This window comes from Streptomyces sp. NBC_01363, from assembly GCF_026340595.1.
Classification (GTDB): Bacteria; Actinomycetota; Actinomycetes; order Streptomycetales; family Streptomycetaceae; genus Streptomyces.
The window spans coordinates 4,734,568-4,754,440 of the sequence record NZ_JAPEPF010000001.1; the positions used below are offsets into that span (position 1 = coordinate 4,734,568).

22 protein-coding genes and 1 pseudogene are annotated in these 19,873 nt (G+C 71.3%); 12 read left to right on the forward strand and 11 right to left on the reverse strand.

Features of this window, described 5'->3' with window-relative positions; all coding sequences use genetic code 11:
* Window positions 1–441 precede the first annotated feature (441 nt).
* The 3 genes from lnt to OG611_RS21485 form a co-directional block, all read right to left on the reverse strand.
* Entirely contained in the window at window positions 442–2,022 is a 1,581-nt protein-coding gene (lnt, locus tag OG611_RS21475) for an apolipoprotein N-acyltransferase (RefSeq protein ID WP_266422543.1), read from the reverse strand.
* A gap of 101 nt (window positions 2,023–2,123) precedes the next feature.
* Window positions 2,124–2,621 (reverse strand): nuclear transport factor 2 family protein, encoded by a 498-nt coding sequence (locus OG611_RS21480; RefSeq protein WP_266422546.1) that lies wholly within the window; start codon window positions 2,619–2,621, stop codon window positions 2,124–2,126.
* Between the two features lie 68 nt (window positions 2,622–2,689).
* Window positions 2,690–3,553 carry a universal stress protein gene (locus OG611_RS21485; RefSeq protein ID WP_266422549.1) on the reverse strand — a complete coding sequence of 288 codons (864 nt, stop codon included), beginning with the start codon at window positions 3,551–3,553 and terminating at the stop codon, window positions 2,690–2,692.
* A 250-nt stretch (window positions 3,554–3,803) separates the two neighbouring features.
* Here OG611_RS21485 and OG611_RS21490 point away from each other — a divergent pair, with 250 nt between their 5' ends.
* Both OG611_RS21490 and OG611_RS21495 read left to right on the forward strand, forming a co-directional pair.
* Window positions 3,804–4,073, forward strand: a complete 270-nt coding sequence (locus OG611_RS21490; protein ID WP_266422552.1) for a hypothetical protein — start codon at window positions 3,804–3,806, stop codon at window positions 4,071–4,073.
* Window positions 4,074–4,204: 131 nt separating this feature from the next.
* Entirely contained in the window at window positions 4,205–4,459 is a 255-nt protein-coding gene (locus OG611_RS21495; protein ID WP_266422556.1) for a LapA family protein, read from the forward strand.
* Window positions 4,460–4,525: 66 nt separating this feature from the next.
* Here OG611_RS21495 and OG611_RS21500 read toward each other — a convergent pair whose 3' ends face one another.
* Both OG611_RS21500 and OG611_RS21505 read right to left on the reverse strand, forming a co-directional pair.
* Complete coding sequence (locus tag OG611_RS21500) at window positions 4,526–5,398, reverse strand: undecaprenyl-diphosphate phosphatase (protein ID WP_266422559.1); 873 nt, start codon at window positions 5,396–5,398, stop codon at window positions 4,526–4,528.
* A gap of 211 nt (window positions 5,399–5,609) precedes the next feature.
* Window positions 5,610–6,323, reverse strand: a complete 714-nt coding sequence (locus OG611_RS21505) for a TVP38/TMEM64 family protein (RefSeq protein ID WP_266422562.1) — start codon at window positions 6,321–6,323, stop codon at window positions 5,610–5,612.
* A gap of 411 nt (window positions 6,324–6,734) precedes the next feature.
* Between OG611_RS21505 and tuf the strand changes: the two genes are divergently transcribed.
* The 3 genes from tuf to OG611_RS21520 all read left to right on the forward strand — a co-directional run bounded on the left by tuf (window position 6,735) and on the right by OG611_RS21520 (window position 9,710).
* A complete protein-coding gene (gene tuf, locus OG611_RS21510) occupies window positions 6,735–7,922 on the forward strand; it encodes an elongation factor Tu (protein WP_266422564.1) in 1,188 nt (395 codons plus the stop codon).
* A gap of 74 nt (window positions 7,923–7,996) precedes the next feature.
* Window positions 7,997–8,842, forward strand: coding sequence for a patatin-like phospholipase family protein (locus OG611_RS21515; RefSeq protein ID WP_266422566.1), 846 nt, complete (start codon window positions 7,997–7,999; stop codon window positions 8,840–8,842).
* 22 nt (window positions 8,843–8,864) lie between these two features.
* Complete coding sequence (locus OG611_RS21520) at window positions 8,865–9,710, forward strand: spermidine synthase (protein ID WP_266422568.1); 846 nt, start codon at window positions 8,865–8,867, stop codon at window positions 9,708–9,710.
* On the opposite strand, the gene OG611_RS21525 is transcribed toward OG611_RS21520, so the two are convergent.
* On the reverse strand, window positions 9,672–10,970 hold the full coding sequence (locus tag OG611_RS21525) for an MFS transporter (RefSeq protein WP_266422570.1): 1,299 nt from the start codon (window positions 10,968–10,970) through the stop codon (window positions 9,672–9,674). The genes OG611_RS21520 and OG611_RS21525 overlap by 39 nt on opposite strands.
* Before the next feature lie 62 nt (window positions 10,971–11,032).
* Window positions 11,033–12,085: a hypothetical protein gene (locus OG611_RS21530; protein WP_266422574.1), complete on the reverse strand. Its 1,053-nt coding sequence runs from the start codon at window positions 12,083–12,085 to the stop codon at window positions 11,033–11,035.
* 153 nt (window positions 12,086–12,238) lie between these two features.
* Here OG611_RS21530 and OG611_RS21535 point away from each other — a divergent pair, with 153 nt between their 5' ends.
* Together OG611_RS21535 and OG611_RS21540 are read left to right on the forward strand one after the other, a co-directional pair.
* Window positions 12,239–12,676, forward strand: coding sequence for a DUF4442 domain-containing protein (locus tag OG611_RS21535; RefSeq protein WP_266426080.1), 438 nt, complete (start codon window positions 12,239–12,241; stop codon window positions 12,674–12,676).
* 158 nt (window positions 12,677–12,834) lie between these two features.
* Complete coding sequence (locus OG611_RS21540; RefSeq protein ID WP_266422577.1) at window positions 12,835–13,494, forward strand: DedA family protein; 660 nt, start codon at window positions 12,835–12,837, stop codon at window positions 13,492–13,494.
* Window positions 13,495–13,636: 142 nt separating this feature from the next.
* Here OG611_RS21540 and OG611_RS21545 read toward each other — a convergent pair whose 3' ends face one another.
* Window positions 13,637–14,167 (reverse strand): gamma carbonic anhydrase family protein, encoded by a 531-nt coding sequence (locus OG611_RS21545; RefSeq protein WP_266422580.1) that lies wholly within the window; start codon window positions 14,165–14,167, stop codon window positions 13,637–13,639.
* 189 nt (window positions 14,168–14,356) lie between these two features.
* On the opposite strand from OG611_RS21545, the gene OG611_RS21550 reads away from it, so the two are divergent.
* The gene (locus tag OG611_RS21550) at window positions 14,357–15,112 is read left to right on the forward strand and encodes a DapH/DapD/GlmU-related protein (protein WP_266422583.1); all 756 of its coding nucleotides are present in this window, start codon (window positions 14,357–14,359) and stop codon (window positions 15,110–15,112) included.
* A 22-nt stretch (window positions 15,113–15,134) separates the two neighbouring features.
* Here OG611_RS21550 and OG611_RS40670 read toward each other — a convergent pair.
* Window positions 15,135–15,488 (reverse strand): annotated as a pseudogene (locus tag OG611_RS40670) (EamA family transporter); the annotation flags it as partial.
* Between the two features lie 93 nt (window positions 15,489–15,581).
* Between OG611_RS40670 and OG611_RS21565 the strand changes: the two are divergent.
* Together OG611_RS21565 and OG611_RS21570 are read left to right on the forward strand one after the other, a co-directional pair.
* Window positions 15,582–16,154 carry a helix-turn-helix domain-containing protein gene (locus OG611_RS21565; RefSeq protein WP_266422588.1) on the forward strand — a complete coding sequence of 191 codons (573 nt, stop codon included), beginning with the start codon at window positions 15,582–15,584 and terminating at the stop codon, window positions 16,152–16,154.
* Between the two features lie 44 nt (window positions 16,155–16,198).
* Entirely contained in the window at window positions 16,199–16,759 is a 561-nt protein-coding gene (locus tag OG611_RS21570) for a YbaK/EbsC family protein (RefSeq protein ID WP_266422590.1), read from the forward strand.
* A 35-nt stretch (window positions 16,760–16,794) separates the two neighbouring features.
* On the opposite strand, the gene OG611_RS21575 is transcribed toward OG611_RS21570, so the two are convergent.
* Window positions 16,795–17,601: an aminoglycoside N(3)-acetyltransferase gene (locus OG611_RS21575; RefSeq protein WP_266426085.1), complete on the reverse strand. Its 807-nt coding sequence runs from the start codon at window positions 17,599–17,601 to the stop codon at window positions 16,795–16,797.
* A 128-nt stretch (window positions 17,602–17,729) separates the two neighbouring features.
* Entirely contained in the window at window positions 17,730–18,140 is a 411-nt protein-coding gene (locus OG611_RS21580) for a CoA-binding protein (protein ID WP_266422591.1), read from the reverse strand.
* A gap of 58 nt (window positions 18,141–18,198) precedes the next feature.
* On the opposite strand from OG611_RS21580, the gene OG611_RS21585 reads away from it, so the two are divergent.
* Both OG611_RS21585 and OG611_RS21590 read left to right on the forward strand, forming a co-directional pair.
* The gene (locus tag OG611_RS21585) at window positions 18,199–18,825 is read left to right on the forward strand and encodes a YigZ family protein (RefSeq protein ID WP_266422593.1); all 627 of its coding nucleotides are present in this window, start codon (window positions 18,199–18,201) and stop codon (window positions 18,823–18,825) included.
* 67 nt (window positions 18,826–18,892) lie between these two features.
* Window positions 18,893–19,840, forward strand: coding sequence for an ornithine cyclodeaminase family protein (locus OG611_RS21590; protein WP_266422594.1), 948 nt, complete (start codon window positions 18,893–18,895; stop codon window positions 19,838–19,840).
* Window positions 19,841–19,873: the final 33 nt, after the last annotated feature.

A 19,873-nucleotide genomic window follows, 5' to 3' on the forward strand; every position in this document is an offset into this window, starting at 1 on the left:
CTTGCGTGCGTTCTCGTCGCGAATTGGCCTGAATTGCGACAATGAGTGATCGGGCTTTGGTTGCTCAAGAATGCGGCAAGGCCTTCTCGTTTTGCGTTGCGATCATACCTTGAGGAAGGTGATTCCGTTCGGTTATTTGCCACGGGTAAGTGGAATGCAGGATTCAGCAAAAGGATTTCGCCATGGCTGCTTTGGGTTGCGATTGACAGGGTTGTTAACAATCATCGTGATTGCTGACTTTTGTGGTGATGGGTGGATTCTGATGGCGTGGGGTTCCGTTGCAGGGCCGGGATGGGGACTACTGCCGGGTGCTTGCAGGGTCGGTGGCGGACTGGCCTCGATCGTTCATGAGGGTCCGCCAGCTTGCTGACGCCGGGCAGCCCGCTTCATGAAAGCGCGAGGTTGAACAGGTTGGCGGCTGAAGTCTCACCTCCCCGAGTCTCACCTCCCCGCCTGGACCGGCTTGCCCCGGTTATGCCTCACGAACGCACGGGCCCCTACAAGGGCGCAGAACAGGGCCAGCACCGCCGCCGCCCCCTGAAGCGGCCAGTCGCCCAGCCGCACGTAGAGCGTGGTGCCCGTCGTCAGCGGTACGTCGAACACGGCGGCCCCGCTCGTGTGCGTACCGAGCGGAGCACCGACCCGCGCCCCTCGGGGCCCGTACACCGTACTGACGCCGGTGAGCGTGGCATGCACCATCGGACGGCCGTTCTCGGCGGCCCGCAGCGCCCCGAGCGAGGCATGCTGCAAGGGTGCCCAGCTGTGCTGGAACGACGAGGTGGACGACTGGGCGACCAGCAACTGCGCACCGTCCCGGGTGAGCCGACGGCTCATGTCGGGGAACGCGGACTCGAAGCAGATCAGCGGCCCGATCCGCAGGCCGTGTCCGCCCTCGGCTCGGGGCAGGGACATCGTCACCTGCCGGGTGCCCCGCAACCGGTCCTCGCCCGCCGCCCGGCCCACGGACGTGGCCCAGCCGAGCACCGACCGGGCCGGGATGTACTCGCCGAACGGCACCAGCCGCATCTTGTCGTAGCGGTCCCCGGTCAGCCCGGCCGGACCCACCAGCACCGCCGACTTGAAGATCCCCGTCCGGCCCGATCGGCCGGTCTGCCTGGCGTCCATATTGACCAGCACATCCGCGCCCACCCGGCGCGAGAGAGCGGCGATCCGTGCGGTGACGTCCGGGTGCTGCGCGAGATCCATCCCCACACTGCTCTCGCCCCACACCACCAGATCGAGATCGCGCCCCGCCAGCGAACCGGTCAGCTGCTCACTACGGGCGAGCCGGCGCTCGGCTCCGTGGGCGCCCGTGAACACGCCCGGCTGTACGACGGCGATCCTGGCCACCCCCGACTCCTCGGGCTGCGGCGCCCACCTCGCCATCGCCCCGACGGCCAGGGCGCACACCACGATGCCCACCGCGGCCACCACGCGGGCGGCCGCGCTCACGAAGAGCAGGGCGACAGCGGTATTCACCGCCACCACCACGAAGCTCACCAGCCACACCCCGCCCACGGACGCCACGCGGAGCGCGGGAGCCACCTGCCACTGGCTTGCGCCCAGCAGCCCCCAGGGACCGCCGAGCGCCTCCCAGGAACGGGCCAGTTCGATCATCAGCCAGCCGCAGGGCACCACGACGACTGCGGTGACGGCCACGTGGCCGGAGACCGGCCCGCCCAGCATCCGGAAGACCAGCAGCCCCCACGGAGCCCACAGCAGACCGAGCAGGGCCGCCAGGACCACGATGAAGACATGGAGGCTCGGCATCAGCCAGTGATGCACCGCGAGCATGTAGCCGGTGCCGCCGAGCCAGCCGTCCAGCGCCGCCCGGCGTCCCGTGCCGGCGGACCGGATGAGGAGCAGCCACGGAACCAGGCCGACACCGGCGAGCCACCACAGCGAAGGCGCGGGGAACGCGAGTGCGGGCAGCGCACCCGCGAGCAGTGCGAGACAGCTACGCCACCGGCCGGACCGCAGTACCCGCTCCCACTGCCCGCTCCGACCGGCCGGAAATCGCATGCCGCGCCTCCTCGTCCTGCCTGATCAGCAGTCTCCCCCCTGCTTGTCCGTTCCGCAGTTCTTCCCCGGTGCGGGGGAGCGGAAGCACCGGAGGGCCGGGATCAGTCCGCGGGGAAGAGGTTTCCCGCGCTGCGCCACTTCTCGTGGACGGTCACGGTCCGGATCCGCCAGCCGCCGTCCGTACGCGACAGCGTGAACGCGTACCGTCCGCCGGAGACGAAGTTCGGCGCGGTGTCCCGTACCTCCGCATCGCCCGCACCGGCCGCGGTGCTCGCCAGCCGCATCGGGTTGAGGTAGTCGGCCCCCACCTCGGCGCGGTCGCCCGGGTAGCCGCCCAGGTCCTGGAGGTCGAGCCGGCGGTTGACGATCAGATGCTGGCGTACGGGGAAGAGCCGCATCTTCCCCGCCAGCCACTGGGCGACCTCGTGCGCCGGCCCTTCGACACCACCGGCGCCGCGGTAGTCGGCTCGGCCGTCCGCGGTGAACAGGGCCCGGTAGTCGGCCCATTCCCCGTCGTCCACCGCCGTCGCGTAGCCGGTGATCACTGCATCGATGGACAGCCGGTCCATCACGGTCGCGAGATCCACGCGCTGCGTCATCGGGTCAGTGTCTGCCCGCCGGCGTGCGAGGCCAAGAGGCGTGCACGCACGGCGGGGCGGCGCTGATGTCAGCAGGGCACCACGGCAACCGGGCCGAGCGCATGCGTGAGCGTGGTCTGCGCGACGGGGGAGAGCCCGAGCCCGAGGGACTCGCCGCCCCGGCGACGCCCGATCACGGTCAGCGCCGCGGTCGCCGACGCCGTGACCAGGGTGCGTGAGGCGGAGCCGCCGACCGGGTCCCTGACGACCTCGACCTGCGGGTACTTCTCCCGCCAACCGGCGGTGAGTTCCGCGAGGGTCCGTTCGGCCGAGTCCGCCACCGCGTCCCGGTCGAAGGCGGGGCCGCCGGAGAGGATCGAGGAGAACATCGTCCAGCCGTGCACGATCCGCAGTCGCGCACCGGGCCGGGATGCGGCGGTCTCGAAGGCGAACTCGAGAACCGCTTCGCTGCTCTCGTCGGCAGCCACGCCCGCGACGATGTCGGGATGTGTTCCCGCCGCCTCCGCCGGGTCCTCGTGCGACGGCCCGCTGTGGACCACGACGACGGGGCATTCGGCCATCGACGCGGTCGCCAGGCTGTTGGAGCCGAGCAGCAGGGACCGGAAGCCGCCCAGACCGCGCGAGCCGACGACCACCAGCGAGGCCTCACGGCTGAGCGAGGTGAGCGCCGCCGAAGGGAAGTCCAGCGGTGTCAGCTTCGAGGTGTGCAGCTCCGGAGCGATCTCGGACACCCTGCGTACGGACCGGTCGAGCAGCTCTTCCGCCTCGCGCCGTTGCGTGTCCTGTCCGACGCGCCGGTCGGGCGTGCGGGCGTGCACGATCGTCAGCCCGAGGCCCCGCCGTACGGCTTCGTGCGCGGCCCAGTCGAGTGCTTCGAGGCTGTGCGACGAGCCGTCGACTGCGGCGATCACGGGACGGTCGGTGCTGGTCATGATTTACCCTCCAGGTTCCGGCGGTGCATGTCCCAGGCTGGTACGCACGGAGATCGTGCGGCAGGGACTTTCGACCCTATCTGCCCGGAACATCCGGGACCTGTGGCCGCCCGTGTACGCGGAAGCGGCGGCTCGGCTTCGCGAACAAGGCGGAGACGGTCCCGGGAATCGGGGCGGACCCGGCGGCGCCGGTGCGCTCCGTGGCGTCCCGGCCACTGCGATTGTCAGTGCCGGATGCGATCCTGCCCCCATGGACGAGCTGATGCGGCAGCGGCGCGTGTACGGCGCCGACCATGACGATCCCGACCCCGGGCCCCGGCCGGGTCACGCCTACCGGGAGTTGGTGGGCGGCCCGCTCGACGGCCTGCTTCTCGACGTGACCGGTTGGACGGACCGGGCGCTGCGCGAGGGAGCGGCGCTGAACACCGAGATCGGGCGGTTCGGACCGGGCGGCAGGGCGGAGTACGGGCCGCGGGACGGCGACCCCGACCGCTGGGACTGGCGGGGCGACATACCCTGACCCGTCCGGAGCAGGTCGCTTCCTGGGACGTACGGGTGCGGCCGGGCATCGTCGACGACCTGGTGCACCGGGAGTCGAGGAATGCGGCCGCCCGTCAGGACTAATCGCCTGAATCGCTCGATACTGGACGCATGGCAGAGAAGACGTCCCGATCGCACGGCCCGCCGACCCTGACCGTCAAGGGCCGGAACGTACGCATCCGCACCATCGGGGCCCTGGTGCTGGCGGGGCTCGCGATCTGGTTCATCGCCGCGAACACCGGGTCGGTCGGCATCCGGCTGTGGATTCCCACCGTCACCCTGCCGCTCTGGGCGGTACTGGCCGTGACCCTGGTCGCCGGGCTGGCCCTGGGCGGATACCTGTTCCGCCGCCGCGCGAGGCGCTGACCCGGCACCCGGGTGCCGTACGTGCGAAGAACCAGGCCCCGGCGCCCGGGTGCCGCGCGTGCGAACCTAGCCCGCCGACTCACCGGCGTGCGGGCTCAGCACACCCGCGGCCACCAGCGCGAACAGCAGCACGCCGAGCAGTACGCGGTAGATGACGAACGGCATGAAGCTCTTGGTGGTGATGAACTTCATGAACCAGGCGATGACCGCGTACCCCACGCCGAACGCGATGACGGTCGCGAAGATCGTCGGTCCCCACGACACATGTCCCTCACCCGCGTCCTTCAGCTCGAAGACACCCGAGGCGAGCACCGCCGGGACCGCGAGCAGGAAGGAGTACCGGGCCGCGGCCTCGCGGGTGTACCCCATCAACAGACCACCGCTGATGGTGGCCCCGGAGCGGGAGACGCCCGGGACCAGGGCCATCGCCTGGCAGAAACCGAAGATCAGGCCGTCCTTCACCCCGAGTTCCTTGAGCGTCTTGCGCTCCTTGCCGGCCCGGTGCTTCCCGCCCACCTCGTCGCGGGCGGCGAGACGGTCGGCGATGCCCAGGACGATGCCCATCACGATCAGCGTGGTGGCGATCAGCCGCAGATCGCGGAACGGGCCCTCGATCTGGTCCTTGAAGGTCACACCGAGCACGCCGATGGGGATGGAGCCCACGATGACCAGCCAGCCCATCTGGGCGTCGTGGTCGCTGCGCATCGACCGGTCGGTCAGCGAACGGAACCAGGCCGAGACGATCCGGACGATGTCCTTGCGGAAGTAGATGAGGACTGCCGCCTCCGTACCGATCTGGGTGATGGCGGTGAACGCCGCACCCGGGTCGTGCCAGCCGGCGAACGCTGCGGTGAGCCGCAGATGCGCGCTGGAGGAGATCGGCAGGAACTCGGTCAGTCCCTGTACGAGGCCCAGGACGAACGATTCGAACCAGCTCATGGGGCTTTGGCCATCCCGGAGGTGATCGTGCATCGGCCGACGGCATGGAGGGCCGTCGGCAGCGTGCGCATTGCGGTCAATTGAGGGCAGGGCCGTGGCGGGCCCGGAGATCTTCGGTCGGTCGCGGGCAGGGTACCGCCCTCAGATGAACAGCGTTACGCGTACCCCCGGGCCGCCCACCGCCCCGGTGCGGGTCGCCGTGCGCACCGGTTCACCCGGCGGTCAGACGGTGGCGCTTGCGCCAGGCGACGACGGCCGCGCCCAGCCCCGTCAGCACGATGAAGCCCATCGCGGCCAGGAACGCCGGAGACGTCGGTGACGAGGCCTCGCTGCCCGCGACGACATACGCCGCGGTGTTCGGGATCGAGCCGAGCCCGGTGGCGGCCAGGAACGGCGGATACCCCATGCGTGACACCGCCGCGCAGTAGTTGGCCGCCGCGAACGGCACTCCCGGGAACAGCCGAAGCGCCAGCATGGAGCGGAACCCGTGCCTGCTCAACTGGCCGTCCGCGGCCTTGAGCCACCGCCCTCGCAGCAGCGTCCGGAGCGCATCCTGACCCAGCACCCGGCCCAGCCCGAACGAGATGCCCGCGCCGAGCACCGTCCCCGCCAGTGCGGCGGCCAGTCCCGCCTGTGTACCGAAGAGCGCGCCGGCCGCGAGATTGAGCAGTGGCCGCGGAACGAAGGCCACGGTGCACACGCCGTACGCGGCACCGAACAGGATCACCGCGACGGCGCCACCGCTGAGCTGGGCGGGCCAGCCGGTGGCGAGCAGCCGCTGGGGTTCGAGGAGGAGCATCGTCGCCGCGGCGCCCAGCAGCACGGCCACGAGCAGCGAGAACCGGGACCAGGGCGAGAGCAGCGCCCTCGTACAGCGCACGGCGAGGCCGGTGGCGGGCCGGGCGGCGGGGACGGGGTCGAGCATGCGGGGAGAGTATCCGACGCCGGTGCGTTACCGCCGTAATGTGCGCTGCGGGAGCGAGGCGGCTGATGCCGCGCCCCTTGCCCGCCCGGCGTCCGGCTCGGGCCGAACTCCCCTGCCGCGACTGCGGTGTCCGCCCGAAAACCATTCGACGCCGCCCGGCCCGTCCGACATGATCGGACCCATGTTCCGGTACGCCTTCCTCGCAGCGCCGTCCGCAGTCGCGGACGCGCCGAAGGCTGCCGTGAGCCCTGTCACCGCAGCACTCTTCGCAGCAGCGTTCACCGCTGCCGCGGCGCCCATCGGCGGCGCCCGAAGCTGACCCTCCCCCGACAGTCCGGCGGACCCCGCAAGGGGAGGGTCGGCGGGGCCCTGGGGTCTTCTCTCTCAGCTTCGAACATCAAGGAATGAACCATGCCCAAGACGGCATACGTGCGCACCAAGCCGCACCTCAACATCGGCACCATGGGCCACGTCGACCACGGGAAGACCACCCTGACCGCCGCCATCACCAAGGTCCTCAGCGACCGCGGGACCGGCACGTTCGTCCCGTTCGACCGGATCGACCGGGCGCCGGAGGAGACGCAGCGCGGTATCACCATCAACATCGCGCACGTCGAGTACGAGACCGACACCCGCCACTACGCCCATGTCGACATGCCGGGGCACGCCGACTACATCAAGAACATGGTCACCGGCGCCGCCCAGCTCGACGGGGCGATCCTGGTCGTCTCCGCGCTCGACGGGATCATGCCGCAGACCGCCGAGCACGTGCTGCTCGCCCGCCAGGTGGGTGTCGACCACATCGTCGTCGCTCTCAACAAGGCGGACGCCGTCGACGACGGCGAGGACACGGTGCTGACCGACCTGGTCGAGCTGGAGGTCCGTGAGCTGCTCTCCGCGCACGGCTACGGCGGTGACTCCGTTCCCGTCGTGCGGGTGTCGGGCCTCAAGGCCCTGGAGGGCGACCCGCGCTGGACCGCGGCCGTCGAGGCGCTGCTGGACGCCGTCGACACCTACGTACCGATGCCGGTCCGCTACATCGACGCGCCGTTCCTGCTGTCGGTGGAGAACGTCCTGACCATCACCGGCAGGGGCACCGTCGTCACTGGGGCCGTCGAGCGCGGCACCGTCCGTACCGGCGACCGGGTTTCGGTGCTCGGACCGGACCCGGACATCGAGACCGTCGTCACCGGCCTGGAGACCTTCGGGAAGCCGATGGAGTCCGCGGAGGCCGGTGACAACGTGGCCCTGCTGCTGCGCGGAGTGGAGCGCGACCGGGTCCGCCGCGGCCATGTGGTCGCGGCGCCGGGCAGTGTGACGCCGAGCCGGCGCTTCACCGCGCAGGTGTACGTCCTGTCGGCGCGGGAGGGCGGCCGGACGACGCCGGTCGCCACCGGCTACCGGCCGCAGTTCTACATCCGCACCGCGGACGTCGTCGGAGACGTCGATCTCGGTGAGGTGGCGGTGGCGCGTCCGGGCGACACGGTCGACCTGACCGTCGAGCTGGGACGTGACGTCCCGCTGGAGACCGGACTCGGCTTCGCGATCCGCGAGGGCGGCCGCACGGTCGGCGCCGGCACCGTCACCGGCGTCCTCTGAACGGCGACGTTCCAAGGGCCCGCCTCCCGTACCCCACGGGAGGCGGGTCCGGCGCCGTGCGCAAGACTGACGGCATGACAGACACAGCGCTGGTCCTGGGTTCCGGCGGCGTCACCGGCAGTGCCTGGGAGACCGGAATCCTGCACGGGCTCGCGAGTTCGGGCGTGGACCTCTCCGCAGCGGATCTGATCATCGGCAGCTCCGCGGGAGCGATGGTCGGCGCACAGCTGGCCTCCGGGCTGCTCGGCCTTCCCGAACTCTACGAACTCCAGCTCGCCGATCCGCAGGACATCACGGGCGGCAAGCTCGGCATGTTCACCCTGCTGCGCTACGCGGGCGCCGTACTTTCCGCCCGGACCCCCGAGGCGTACGGCCGGAAGCTGGGCAGGATCGCGCAGGACGCCCGGCTCGGCGTCACCGCGGAGGAACGGCGCGCGGCGATCACGGGCCGTCTGCTGTCGCCCGAGTGGCCGGGGCGTCCGCTGATCGTCACCGCCGTCGACGCCACGACCGGCGAACTGCACACATTCGACAAGGACAGTGGGGTGTCCCTCGTCGACGCCGTCACCGCGAGCTCCGCGGTCCCCGCCGTGTGGCCCGTCGCCCGCATCGACGGGCGGTCCTGGATCGACGGCGGGGTGCACTCCACGGCCAACGCCCAGCTCGCCGCCGGTTACGGACGCGTCGTCGTCATCGCCCCGTCGGCCAGTGGCAACAAGGCCATCGCCTCCCCGGGTTCGCAGGCGGCCGCGCTCGCCGCGAACGGAGCCCGGGTCGAGGTCATCACCCCGGACGCGGCGGCGAAGAAGGCCTTTGGCCGCAACCCGCTCGACCCGAACTGCCGCGCCGCGGCCGCCCGCGCCGGGCTCGCCCAGTCGACGGCACACACCGAAGCCGTGGCCGCGGTCCTGAACAGCTGATCCGGCACCCCACAATGGAGGAGTGAACGACTCGATACCGGTCATCCGGGACGTGGACCAGGGCACCGCCAGGCTTCTTCCCGACGTGGACCGGGACAGGGCCTGGCTGCTCACCGTCGACGGCGCGCCCCAGTCCTACGTCGACCTCGACGCGCCGGACCATCTCGAATTCGAGTACGCGCGACGGCTCGCGCATGTCATCGACTGCGCGGCGGCATCGGGCGCACCGCTGGACGTACTCCACCTCGGCGGCGGTGCGCTCACCCTGCCCCGCTATGTCGCCGCAGCCAGGCCCGGCTCCCGCCAGGACGTCGCCGAGGCCGACCTCGGGCTCCTCGAACTGGTCGCCGAGCAGCTGCCGGTCCCCGACGGCAGCGGGATCACCGTGCACGGCACGGACGCCCGCAGCCGGCTGGAACAGACCGCGCCCGGCTCCCTCGACATCCTGATCGCGGACGTCTTCGGCGGCTCGCGGGTGCCCGCCCACCTCACCACCGTGGAGTACGCGCAGGCGGCCCGCCGGTCGCTGCGGGACCGCGGAATCTACGCCGCCAACTTCGCGGACGGTGCGCCCTTCGGCTTCCTCCGCTCCCAACTGGCCACCTTCGCGGACGTCTTCGAGAAACTCGCGCTGATCGCCGAACCCGCGGTGCTGCGCGGCCGGCGCTTCGGCAACCTCGTCCTCGTCGCCTCCCCGAGCCCCATCGACACCGCGATGCTGACCCGCCGCTGCGCCGCCGACGCCTTCCCGGCCAGGGTCGAGCACGGTGCCGCGCTGGACCGGCTCACCGGTGCCGCCGGGCCGGTCAGGGACGGTGCGGCGGTCGCGTCACCCGAGCCGCCCGACGGGGCCTTCAGTATCGGATGACGCCAGGCCCCGGTCCTTCGCCACCGCGGTGGTGGCGGGGGCCCGGGTCAGACCGCGTACCTCCGGAACGAACAACACGGCCCCGGTGACCAGCACGATCAGCGCCGCACAGCCCCACAGGGCCTCGCTCCGCCCGACCAGTGACTCCACCGGACCGGCGAGCGCGGTGGCCACCGGCATCATCGCCACCGAGCCGAACCAGTCGTACGCCGAGACCCGCGAGAGCTTCTCCTCCGGGATCTCCTGATGCATGGCCGTCATCCACGAGACCCCGAACACCTCGATGGCCGCCCCGCTGACGAACATCACCACGCAGAGCGCGCCCACCGGCAGCGGCACCGCGAGGCCCGCCGCCGGCAGCGCCAGCGGGAAGACGCAGAGCGTTCCGGCGAGCAACAGCCGTTGGGGCTTCCAGCGCAGCATCAGCAGCGCCCCGCCCAAGGTGCCGGCCCCGAACGCGGCGAGCGCGAATCCCCAGGGGCGGGCGCCACCGAGCTCGTCCCTGGCGACCAGCGGACCGTACACCGACTCGGCCGCACCCACCGCGGCGACCACCACCGAGAACTGCGCGACGATGCTCCACAGCCAGGGGCGGCCGACGAACTCCTGCCAGCCGTCCCGCATATCGGCGAGCAGACCGCCGCCCGGCGCGCGCGGGGGGATGTGGCTGACGTCCAGGAACGCGCGCAGCGCACCCGCCACCGCGAAGGCGGCGGCATCGACGGCCAGCACCCAGCCCGGATCCATTGCCGCGATCATGGCGCCGCCGAGTGCCGCACCGCCGATCGTCGCGCCCTGCATGGCCATCCGGAACAGCGCGAAGGCGCGACTCGCCTGCTCACGGCTGACGCTGGACATCAGCATGCCCTCGGCTGCCGGGTTGAAGAACGCCTGCCCGGTGCCGCACAACGCGGTGAGCAGCATCATCTGCCACAGCTTCGGATCGCCGGCCAGGACCAGCCAGGCGAACGCGGCCTGCGAGAGGCAGTTGAGGGCGTTCGCCGCGACCATCACCCGGTGGCGCGGCAGCCGGTCCGCGATCGCGCCCCCGACCAGCAGGAAGAGCACCAGGGGCGCGGTCCTGGCGGCGGCCACCAGACCGACGTCGCCGCCGTCACCGCCCGCCTCCAGCACGGCGAACGCCGCCGCGATCAGCGCGCCATGGGTACCCAGGCCCGTGATGATCGCGGCGGCGGTCAGCAGACGGTAGTTGCGGCCGGGACGCAGCGGACGGTACTCGGGGGCGGAGGCGACAGTCACCAAGGGACTATCGCCGCCGCACCCCTCGCCGTGCCAACTGTTTTCCGGGGGAGGGAAACGGGTCAGTCGGTCTTGACGACGTCCACCAGCCGCATGGTGCTGAGGATCTTCTGGATCGTCGTGTCCGGGAGTTCGTCCTTGACGGAGTCGGCTCCGTACAGGACCCAGGAAGCGAACTCACCCTTCTTGTTCTTGAAGGTGAAGGCGATGGCCTTGCCGTCGCTGTCGCACTTCTCCTTCTTCGTGACGTTCGGAGCGGTGGCGGTGACGACCTGGCCGGTGAGACCCGACTTGGTGGTGTACTGCTTGGCGTCGGTGAACTTGATGGTGCTCTGCGGCATGTGTTGCGCGTAGGCGCCCCACACCCAGGTGCCGGCCTCGCTGTGCGCGTTCTTGGCGGCGTCGGTGGCGCCCTGGGCGCCCCTGGTGCCGGCGCTCGCGAGGCTCATGCTCTCTTCGATACCGTCCTTGTTGGTGTCGTCCACGCACCACTTCTTCTGGTAGTACGACGGCGCGGAGAAAGCGATGAGGGGGGGCGAGCCGGCCCCTTTCTTCTCGTCGTCGAAGTACGAGGCTGTGCCGGGATTGCCGACCTCCCAGTCCCCGGGCACGTCGAACTGGGTGCCCCACTTGGGGTTGGTGACGACCTTCCACCCGGGGATGAGGGGCTTGGGGTCCCCGTCGTCGCTGCGCGGGTTCGCCCCGTCGGAGGCCGACTCGGACGGCTTGGCGGGCGCCGAGGACTGCTTGTCGTCGGCGACGTCCTTACCCTTGTCGTCCTTGTTCATCACGACGACACCGGTCACCACGGCGGCCACGACGACAGCGGTGGCCGCGACGATCGCGACGGCGGTGGTCTTCTTCTTGTTGTCGCCGGGCTGCGGCGGACCGGGCGGGCCGGGCACCGTGTACTGCGGCACGGTCGGCTGCTGGTACGGGTTCGGCTGCGGATAGCCGGGCTGCTGGCCCTGCTGCGGATGCCCCTGCTGTCCCTGCTGTTGGTATCCCGGCTGCTGATAGGGATTCGGCTGCTGGTACCCCGGCTGCTGGTACGGGTTCTGATTCTGGTCCTGCGGGTTTTGCTCGCCCCCGGGCGGCTGCTGTCCTGGCCACATGGCGAGTAACGATAGAGGGGTGGTGGCCGGTCTGCTACGCCCGCCCCCGTGTGCGGACGGTGAAGGATGTGATCAAGGAGGGACGCCGGAGGTTCCCGGGGATGGCCAAAGAGTTCTACTCATGAGTAACATCCGGGCATGAGCGCTGAACAGATGACCGTCGGCGAGATGCTCGTCGCGACGGTTCCGATGGCCCGGACCCTCAACCTCGAGTTCCTGGAGACGACCGCCGAGCGCGCGGTGGTCCGCCTGCCGGACCAGGCCGAGTACCACAACCACATCGGCGGACCGCACGCCGGAGCGATGTTCACGCTGGCGGAATCGGCGAGCGGGGCGATCGTCATCGCCGCCTTCGGCGACCAGATGTCGCGCGCCGTGCCGCTGGCGGTGAAGGCGGAGATCGGTTACAAGAAGCTGGCCAAGGGCGTCGTCACGGCGACGGCGACCCTCGGCCGCCCGGTGGCCGATGTCATCGCCCAACTCGACGCGGGCGAACGGCCGGAGTTCCCCGTGGCCATCGAGATCCACCGCGCGGACGGCGCGGTGACCGGTGAGATGACGGTCGTCTGGACGCTGCGTCCCCACGCCTGATCCCGGCCGGTTCCGCGAAGAGCCGCCACGCACCCCAACGAGAGGGCGCGTGGCGGCTTTTCGCACTGTCCGGGCAGTTGGCGGGGCAGGTAGGCTTCCCGCCGTGCGCCGAGGAGTTGCCCGGCGGGCAACGGACATCGGTTACGGGAGGATCGGCGTTGCACATCCAGGAATGGCTGGAGACCATCCCCGCGGTCAGCGTCTACGCCCTGGTGGGCGTGGTCATCGGGCTGGAGAGCCTCGGCATTCCACTGCCGGGCGAGATCGTACTGATCAGCGCGGCGCTGCTGGCTGCCGGGCACGACGGAGTGAACCCGTGGATCCTCGGCGCCTGCGCCTCGGCCGGCGCGGTCATCGGTGACTCGATCGGATACGCCATCGGCCGCAAGGGCGGCCGGCCGCTGCTGGCCCGGCTGGGCAGGAAGTTCCCCAAGCACTTCGGCGAGAGCCAGATCGGGCTGGCGGAGCGCTCGTTCCAGAAGTGGGGCATGTGGGCAGTGTTCTTCGGCCGCTTCGTGGCGCTGTTGAGGATCTTCGCGGGTCCGCTGGCGGGCGTACTGCACATGCCGTACTGGAAGTTCCTGATCGCCAACGTGCTCGGTGGCATCGTCTGGGCGGGCGGCACGACGGCCGTCATCTACTCGGTGGGAGTCGTCGCCGAGGCCTGGCTCAAGCGGTTCTCGTATCTCGGCCTCGTGGTCGCGGTGCTGATCGGCATCACCTCGATGCTGATCGTGAAGAACCGGGCCAAGAAGGCGGCGGAGCGGGCGTCGGCCGCCTCTGCGCCCGGCTCGGCAGCGGTACCGGCCGCGGACTGACCGGACGGTACGGAGCGGGACGACGCGGGCGGGACAGTGCGGTGCGGGCGGCGCGGGCGAGGCGGAGACACGAAGCCGCCGGGCACGTGCCCCGCCCGGCGCTCCCTCCCGTACGCCCCCGGCCCCGCCCCGTCCTCCCCGCTCAGCCCTCGTGGGCCTGGCGGTGCGCCTTGGCCAGCTCCACGTAACCCACCGCGTTGAACTTGATGCCTTCGAGCTCCTCCTCGGTCAGCTGCCGCTTGACCTTGGCGGGGACACCGGCGACCAGCGAGCCCGGGGGCACCCGCATTCCCTGCGGGACCAGCGCCTGCGCCGCGATCAGTGAACCGGCGCCGATATGGGCTCCGTTGAGGATGGTCGAGCCCATGCCGACGAGGACGTCGTCCTCGATCGTGCAGCCGTGGAGCACGGCGTTGTGCCCGACCGAGACGCGCTCGCCGACCGTGACGGGGAACCCGGGGTCGACATGGACGCTGCAGTTGTCCTGGATGTTGCTGTCGGCCCCGATGACGATCGGGCCGCAGTCGGCGCGCAGTACGGCGTGGTACCAGACGCTGGAGCCCGCGGCCATCGTGATCTCACCGATGACGACCGAGGTCGGTGCCGTGAAGGCATCCGCGTCGATGTTCGGCTCCTTGCCGCCCATTCCCGTGATCAACGCCTGCTCTGCCATCGCCCGTTCCTCCGTGCTCAGGTGTCGTGCGACCGCGGTCGTCCGCTCCGGCAGCCGGCCGCGGCTGTTGGATCGCGTCGATCGCGTCGGAGAAACGGTATGCGACGGTCGGCTGACCGTGACCCAGTGGGGTGAACATCACAGGTCGCCGCGGTGATCGGGCCGGACGCCGCCGACTACCGTGAGCGAGTGCCGACGAACAGGAACGCGTTCTCTTCCCTTGCCGCCTGGCGGCGGCGCGCCCTGTCCCGGGCCGTCCACCGCGGCTGGCGCTGGGTGCAGGAGACGGGCGCGGTCACCGCGGATCGTCCGGGCGCGCTGTGCTTCCGCCGGATCGGCGCGGGCACCCGGCTGGCCTTTCCGCAGGGCACGGTCTTCGGGGAGCGGTGGATCGAGCTCGGCTCGCACTGCGTGATCGGTGAGCAGGTCACGCTGACGGCCGGACTCATGCCCGACCTGGACCTCGGCCCCGATCCGATCCTGACCCTGGGGGACGGGGTGGTGCTCGGCCGCGGCAGCCATGTGGTCGCCGACACCACGGTGACCATCGGCCCGGACACGTACTGCGGGCCGTATGTCTACATCACGTCGACGAACCACAGTTACGACGATCCGCACGAGCCGGTCGGTCGGCAGTGGCCCCGCATGGAGCCGGTCGCCATCGGGCCGGGCTGCTGGATCGGCACCGGGGCGGTGATCCTCCCGGGGGCCACGCTCGGCCGCAACGTGGTGGTCGCCGCGGGGGCGGTGGTACGGGGTGAGGTACGCGATCACGCGGTGGTGGCCGGTGCCCCCGCCCGGGTCGTACGCAGCTGGGATCCCGAGAAGGGCTGGCAGCCGCCGCTGCGTACCCCTGCCCCGGTGCCGATCCCGACGGGCGTCACGCCCGAGCAGTTGCTCGCCCTGGCGGAACCCGGCGAGCCGGCGGACCCGTCCGCCGGTTGACCGCGGCCGGAGCGGGGTCTCGTCCGGTCGCGAGCAGCACCGTGCCCACCAGGGTGAGACCGGCCCCGGCGGCCTGCACCCCACGCAGCCGTTCCTTCAGCACGCCGCGCGCGGCCGGCGCCGTGACCACCGGATAGAGCGAGGCGAGTACGGCGGCCACCGTGACCGGCCCGTGCTGTGCGGCGATTGCTTACGTGTCGTTGGCCGCGACATCCGCGAGCCCGATGAGAGCCAGGGCGGCCACCGCGGCCGGCACCGCGGCGGCCTGCGAGACGACGACCACGGTGAGCGCGGGGATGCGCCGGGTGAACAGTCCACCGCCGAAGTCGGCCAGTCCCCGGAGCAGGCTGGTGGCCAGCGCGAACAGTGCTGTCATTGCATGCCGCGCAGTACAGTGCGGTGAACGGTTGGGTGCACCGCACCGTAGTGCGGTATTTTCGACCCTGTCATCCAAAATATTGGACGGAATGTGTCTGACCTCGATCAGCTCACTCAGTCGCTCGCGCGCAATCTCAAGCGCTGGAGGGGGGAACGCGGCTTCACCCTGGACGTGCTCGCCGCCCGCGCCGGGGTCAGCCGCGGCATGATCATCCAGATCGAGCAGGCCCGCACCAACCCGAGCGTCGGCACCACGGTCAAACTCGCCGACGCGCTGGGTGTCAGCATCACGACGCTGCTCGACTACGAGCAGAGCTCACCGGTCCGGCTGGTGCCCGAGAGCCAGGCGGTGCACATGTGGTCCACCGACGCGGGCAGTTCCACCATCCTGCACGTCGGTGCGGAGGCGAGGGGGCCGCTCGAACTCTGGACCTGGCGCCTGATGCCCGGCGACAGCAGCGCCTCCGATCCGCACCCCGAGGGCACCGTCGAACTGCTCCATGTCACCGCGGGCGAGCTCACCCTGGTCGTCGACGGCACCTCGTACGCCGTACCGGCCGGCGGCTCCGCCTCGTTCGAGGCGCATCACCCGCACGCCTACCGCAACGACGGCCCCGAGCCGGTCGAGATCACCTTGGTGGTCTCCATCCCGCCCGCACGGTGAGACGGTCGGCCGAGGGACCCGGGGGCGCTGTTAGCGTGGTGCGCATGCGCGCTCCCATTGGCTCCTTCGGCAACGCCGGTCCGGCGGCCGACCGCCTCGACCTGCTCACCGACCCCGTCGCCGCCGCCGTGACGGCGGGCTGGGGCGGCTTCCCCGCCGAGCAGATCATTCACGTCGACACGGATCCGGCCATCGCCGACACGGCGGTCTTCGTCGAGCACCACGGCGCGGAACTGCTCGACCGCTCGGCCAACTGCGTCGTGGTGGCGGGCAAGCGCGGCGGCGAGGTGACGCTCGCGGCCTGCCTCGTCCTGTCCCACTCCCGCGTCGACGTGAACGGCGCGGTCCGCAAGCAACTGGGCGCCCGCAAGGCGTCCTTCGCCCCGATGGACACGGCGGTCGGCGAGACCGGCATGGAGTACGGCGGCATCACCCCCATCGGCCTCCCCGCCGCGTGGCCGCTGCTGATCGATCCCGCCGTCGTCGACGAGGAGTGGGTACTGATCGGCAGCGGCAGCCGCCGGGGCAAGTTGATCGTCCCGGGCAAGGCCCTGGCGGTGCTGCCGGGCGCGGTGATCGTCGAGGGTCTCGGCATCAGGAGCTGAGACGGCGACCGCCGTCCGTCGGGGAGCCGGGGTTCTCAGCCGGGCGCGTGGCAGAGGGCCCGAACCGGCGCGTCGGCCCGGTGGGCAGCCAGCCAGTGCGTGGCGAAGTCGACGGCGTCGGTGATGCGGAAGAGGCGGCTCGTCGATGAGCCCACCGGGCCGGTGTGCACGGTCGCGCCGTCGTCCGTCTGGGCGAAGTCCGCGCCCAGGGCCGCGAAGTCGCTGTCGTCCAGGGCGACGTCCTCGTACTCCCACCACTGGCGTCGGCCCCCGGTCGCCACCACACAGCGGTAGCTCCGGTGGGGCGGGGCGGGTACCCGGTACTCGCCGAGATGGAACGCGGTGCAGGTGTCGAATCCGGTGCCCAGCAGGAGCACCTGGGCCCGCAGATCGTAGAGGCGGGCCAAGGGCGAGTCCTCGCCGAGATGGCAGTCGGGACGGTGACCCGCCATCAGGTCCCGGGCCAGCGGGCCGAGCGCGGCGAAGGACGTCTGCGGATGGTCGCTGCGCGTCGCCCCTTCGCCGAGCCGTACCGCCTCCGCGAGGCTGCCCACCGACGGTGCGGCCGACGTCGCCGGGTCGAAGGGCGGCATGCTCGCGCGTACCGCCTCCCGGGCCCGGTCGTCGAGGCCGCGCACCCGATCGAGGTAGTGCGGAGACGTATCGGAATTCTCCGGCGTGAAGGCGGGGACGACGAGCGTGCCGCGCCCTCCGAGGGCGTCCCGCAACGCGCCGGCCATCGCACGGACCCCACCGCTCACCGGGCCCACCGCGCGCATCGAGGCATGCACCAGGAGGACACCGCCGGACTCCACGCCGAGCTCGGCCAGCTGCCCGGCCAGCCCGCTCCGGCTGTGGGTGACGCTCGGCGCAGTCGTAGTAGTCACAGCCGGCCATTCTCCCGGCCGGACGCCGGGCGCGACACCACGCACATCCGGACGAGGGACGCGGGTGCGCCTGCCGGGGCTTCCTAACGCTTCAGTGCCGGGATCTCGATAGCGGGGCACCGGTCCATGACCATGTCCAGCCCTGCCGCACGCGCGCGGCCGTACGCCTCCGTGTCGACCACACCGAGCTGGAACCAGACGGCCCTGGCACCCGCCGCGACCGCCTCGTCGGCCACCGCCCCCGCCAGCTCACTGTTGACGAAGACGTCCACCACATCGACCGGGAACGGGATGTCGGCCAGCGAGACGTAGCCGTCCTCGCCGTGCACCCGCTCCGCCTTCGGATGCACCGGGACCACCCGCTTGCCGAAGCGCTGGAGCACGTCGGCGACGCCGTAGGCCGCGCGCGACCGGTTGTTGGACAGGCCCACCACGGCCCAGGTGTCGCCGCTGTCCCGGAGAATCCTGTGGATCGTCTCTTCGTCTGCGTACATGCTCCGCACAACGGACGGCGGCCCCGGACCATTCCCGTGCGGGGCATAGGGTGGCCGGATGCAGGAGCAGTACCGGACAGTCGCCCGAGCGGGCGTGCACGAGACCGAGATCAACCGATCGCGCTTCATCTGCGCGCTCGCCCCCGCCGCCACCGAGCAGGAGGCGCAGGACTTCGTCGCACGCATCCGCAGGGAACACCCGACCGCCACCCACAACTGCTTCGCCTACGTGATCGGCGCCGACGCCTCCGTACAGAAGGCGAGCGACGACGGGGAACCCGGGGGCACCGCGGGCGTACCCATGCTGCAGATGCTGACGCGCCGCGAGATGCGCTACGTCGTCGCCGTCGTCACCCGCTACTACGGCGGCGTCAAGCTCGGTGCCGGCGGGCTGATCAGGGCCTACGGGGGAGTGGTCGGCGAGGCCCTCGACGAGCTCGGCACCATCACCCGGCAACGGTTCCGCCTTGCCACGATCACTGTCGCCCACCAGCGCGCGGGCAAACTGGAGAACGACCTCCGGGCCACCGGCCGCACCGTGCGCGAGGTCCGCTACGCGGAGGCCGTCATCATCGAGATCGGGCTGCCGGACGCCGATGTCGAGTCCTTCCGCGGCTGGCTGGCCGATGCGACAGCGGGCGAGGCCGAGCTGGAACTGGGCGGCGAGGCGTACGGGGACGCCTGACCGGAACCACGTACTGCCCGGGGCACCGAGGCGCCGCCGCTGATCGGCCGCACCGGATAATGGGCGCATGACTCGACTCCTGACCCGCAGCGATCTCCTGGCCGTCCTCGATCCGGAGACCGCCCTGAAGGCCCTGTCCGAGGGGTTCCGTCACGCCGGATCCCCGGCGGTCGCCGGGCAGCGGGTGCGCACGGATCTGCCGTTCCCGGGTACGGCGACGGCGCTCATTCCCGGCTTGCTGCCGGGTATCGACGCCTACACCGTCAAGGTCAACGCCAAGTTCCCGGGCGCCCGGCCGGCGCTGCGCGGTGTGATCTGCCTGCACAGCGGCCGGGACGGCGAACTCCTCGCGCTCCTCGACTCCGCCACCGTCACGGCATGGCGGACCGGGCTGGCGGCCGCCCTCGGCACCGATGTCCTGGCCGCCCCCGACCCCGCGGGCGAGGCGGTGCTCGGCGTCGTCGGCGCGGGCGCCCAGGCCGAGATCATGGTCCGCGGACTGCGGAGTCTGCGGAGCTTCCGCGAACTCGCGGTGCACGACACCGACCCGGAACGCGCATCGGAATTCGCCACCCGGCACGGCGGCCGGGTCCTCGGTACGGCAGCCGGAGTCGCCGCGGCGGCCGATGTCGTACTGCTCTCCACCTGGTCGCGCGCCCCCTTGCTGAGCCTCGCCGACAGCCGTCCCGGACAGCACTTCACCACGCTCGGCGCCGACGAACCCGGCAAGCAGGAGCTCTCCGCCGATCTGCTCGCCGCCGCCCTTCTCGTCGTCGACGACCGCGAGCAGGCCGCGGCGACGGGCGCCCTGGCCGCGGCGGGACTGCCTGCCACCGCCGCCGACGCCACCCTCGGCGAACTGCTCGGCGGCGCGCACCCCGGCCGGACCTCCGGCACGGCCCGTTCCGTCTACGCACCGGTCGGGCTCCCCTGGCAGGACCTGGCCGTCGCCTGGACCGCCTACCGGAGGGCGGAACTCCGCGACATCGGAACGCGGATCGATCTTCTGGGATGAGGGGACGGAGGGCCGACGGGCTGCAGCGCTGAA

Excerpts from the sequence above, each read along its gene's own strand:
- lnt (WP_266422543.1), bottom strand. The coding sequence starts at position 2,022 with ATGCGATTTCCGGCCGGTCGGAGCGGGCAGTGGGAGCGGGTACTGCGG.
- OG611_RS21480 (WP_266422546.1), bottom strand. The coding sequence starts at position 2,621 with ATGACGCAGCGCGTGGATCTCGCGACCGTGATGGACCGGCTGTCCATC.
- OG611_RS21485 (WP_266422549.1), bottom strand. The coding sequence starts at position 3,553 with ATGACCAGCACCGACCGTCCCGTGATCGCCGCAGTCGACGGCTCGTCG.
- OG611_RS21490 (WP_266422552.1), top strand. The coding sequence starts at position 3,804 with ATGGACGAGCTGATGCGGCAGCGGCGCGTGTACGGCGCCGACCATGAC.
- OG611_RS21495 (WP_266422556.1), top strand. The coding sequence starts at position 4,205 with ATGGCAGAGAAGACGTCCCGATCGCACGGCCCGCCGACCCTGACCGTC.
- OG611_RS21500 (WP_266422559.1), bottom strand. The coding sequence starts at position 5,398 with ATGAGCTGGTTCGAATCGTTCGTCCTGGGCCTCGTACAGGGACTGACC.
- OG611_RS21505 (WP_266422562.1), bottom strand. The coding sequence starts at position 6,323 with ATGCTCGACCCCGTCCCCGCCGCCCGGCCCGCCACCGGCCTCGCCGTG.
- tuf (WP_266422564.1), top strand. The coding sequence starts at position 6,735 with ATGCCCAAGACGGCATACGTGCGCACCAAGCCGCACCTCAACATCGGC.
- OG611_RS21515 (WP_266422566.1), top strand. The coding sequence starts at position 7,997 with ATGACAGACACAGCGCTGGTCCTGGGTTCCGGCGGCGTCACCGGCAGT.
- OG611_RS21530 (WP_266422574.1), bottom strand. The coding sequence starts at position 12,085 with ATGTGGCCAGGACAGCAGCCGCCCGGGGGCGAGCAAAACCCGCAGGAC.
- OG611_RS21535 (WP_266426080.1), top strand. The coding sequence starts at position 12,239 with ATGACCGTCGGCGAGATGCTCGTCGCGACGGTTCCGATGGCCCGGACC.
- OG611_RS21545 (WP_266422580.1), bottom strand. The coding sequence starts at position 14,167 with ATGGCAGAGCAGGCGTTGATCACGGGAATGGGCGGCAAGGAGCCGAAC.
- OG611_RS21570 (WP_266422590.1), top strand. The coding sequence starts at position 16,199 with ATGCGCGCTCCCATTGGCTCCTTCGGCAACGCCGGTCCGGCGGCCGAC.
- OG611_RS21580 (WP_266422591.1), bottom strand. The coding sequence starts at position 18,140 with ATGTACGCAGACGAAGAGACGATCCACAGGATTCTCCGGGACAGCGGC.
- OG611_RS21585 (WP_266422593.1), top strand. The coding sequence starts at position 18,199 with ATGCAGGAGCAGTACCGGACAGTCGCCCGAGCGGGCGTGCACGAGACC.
- OG611_RS21590 (WP_266422594.1), top strand. The coding sequence starts at position 18,893 with ATGACTCGACTCCTGACCCGCAGCGATCTCCTGGCCGTCCTCGATCCG.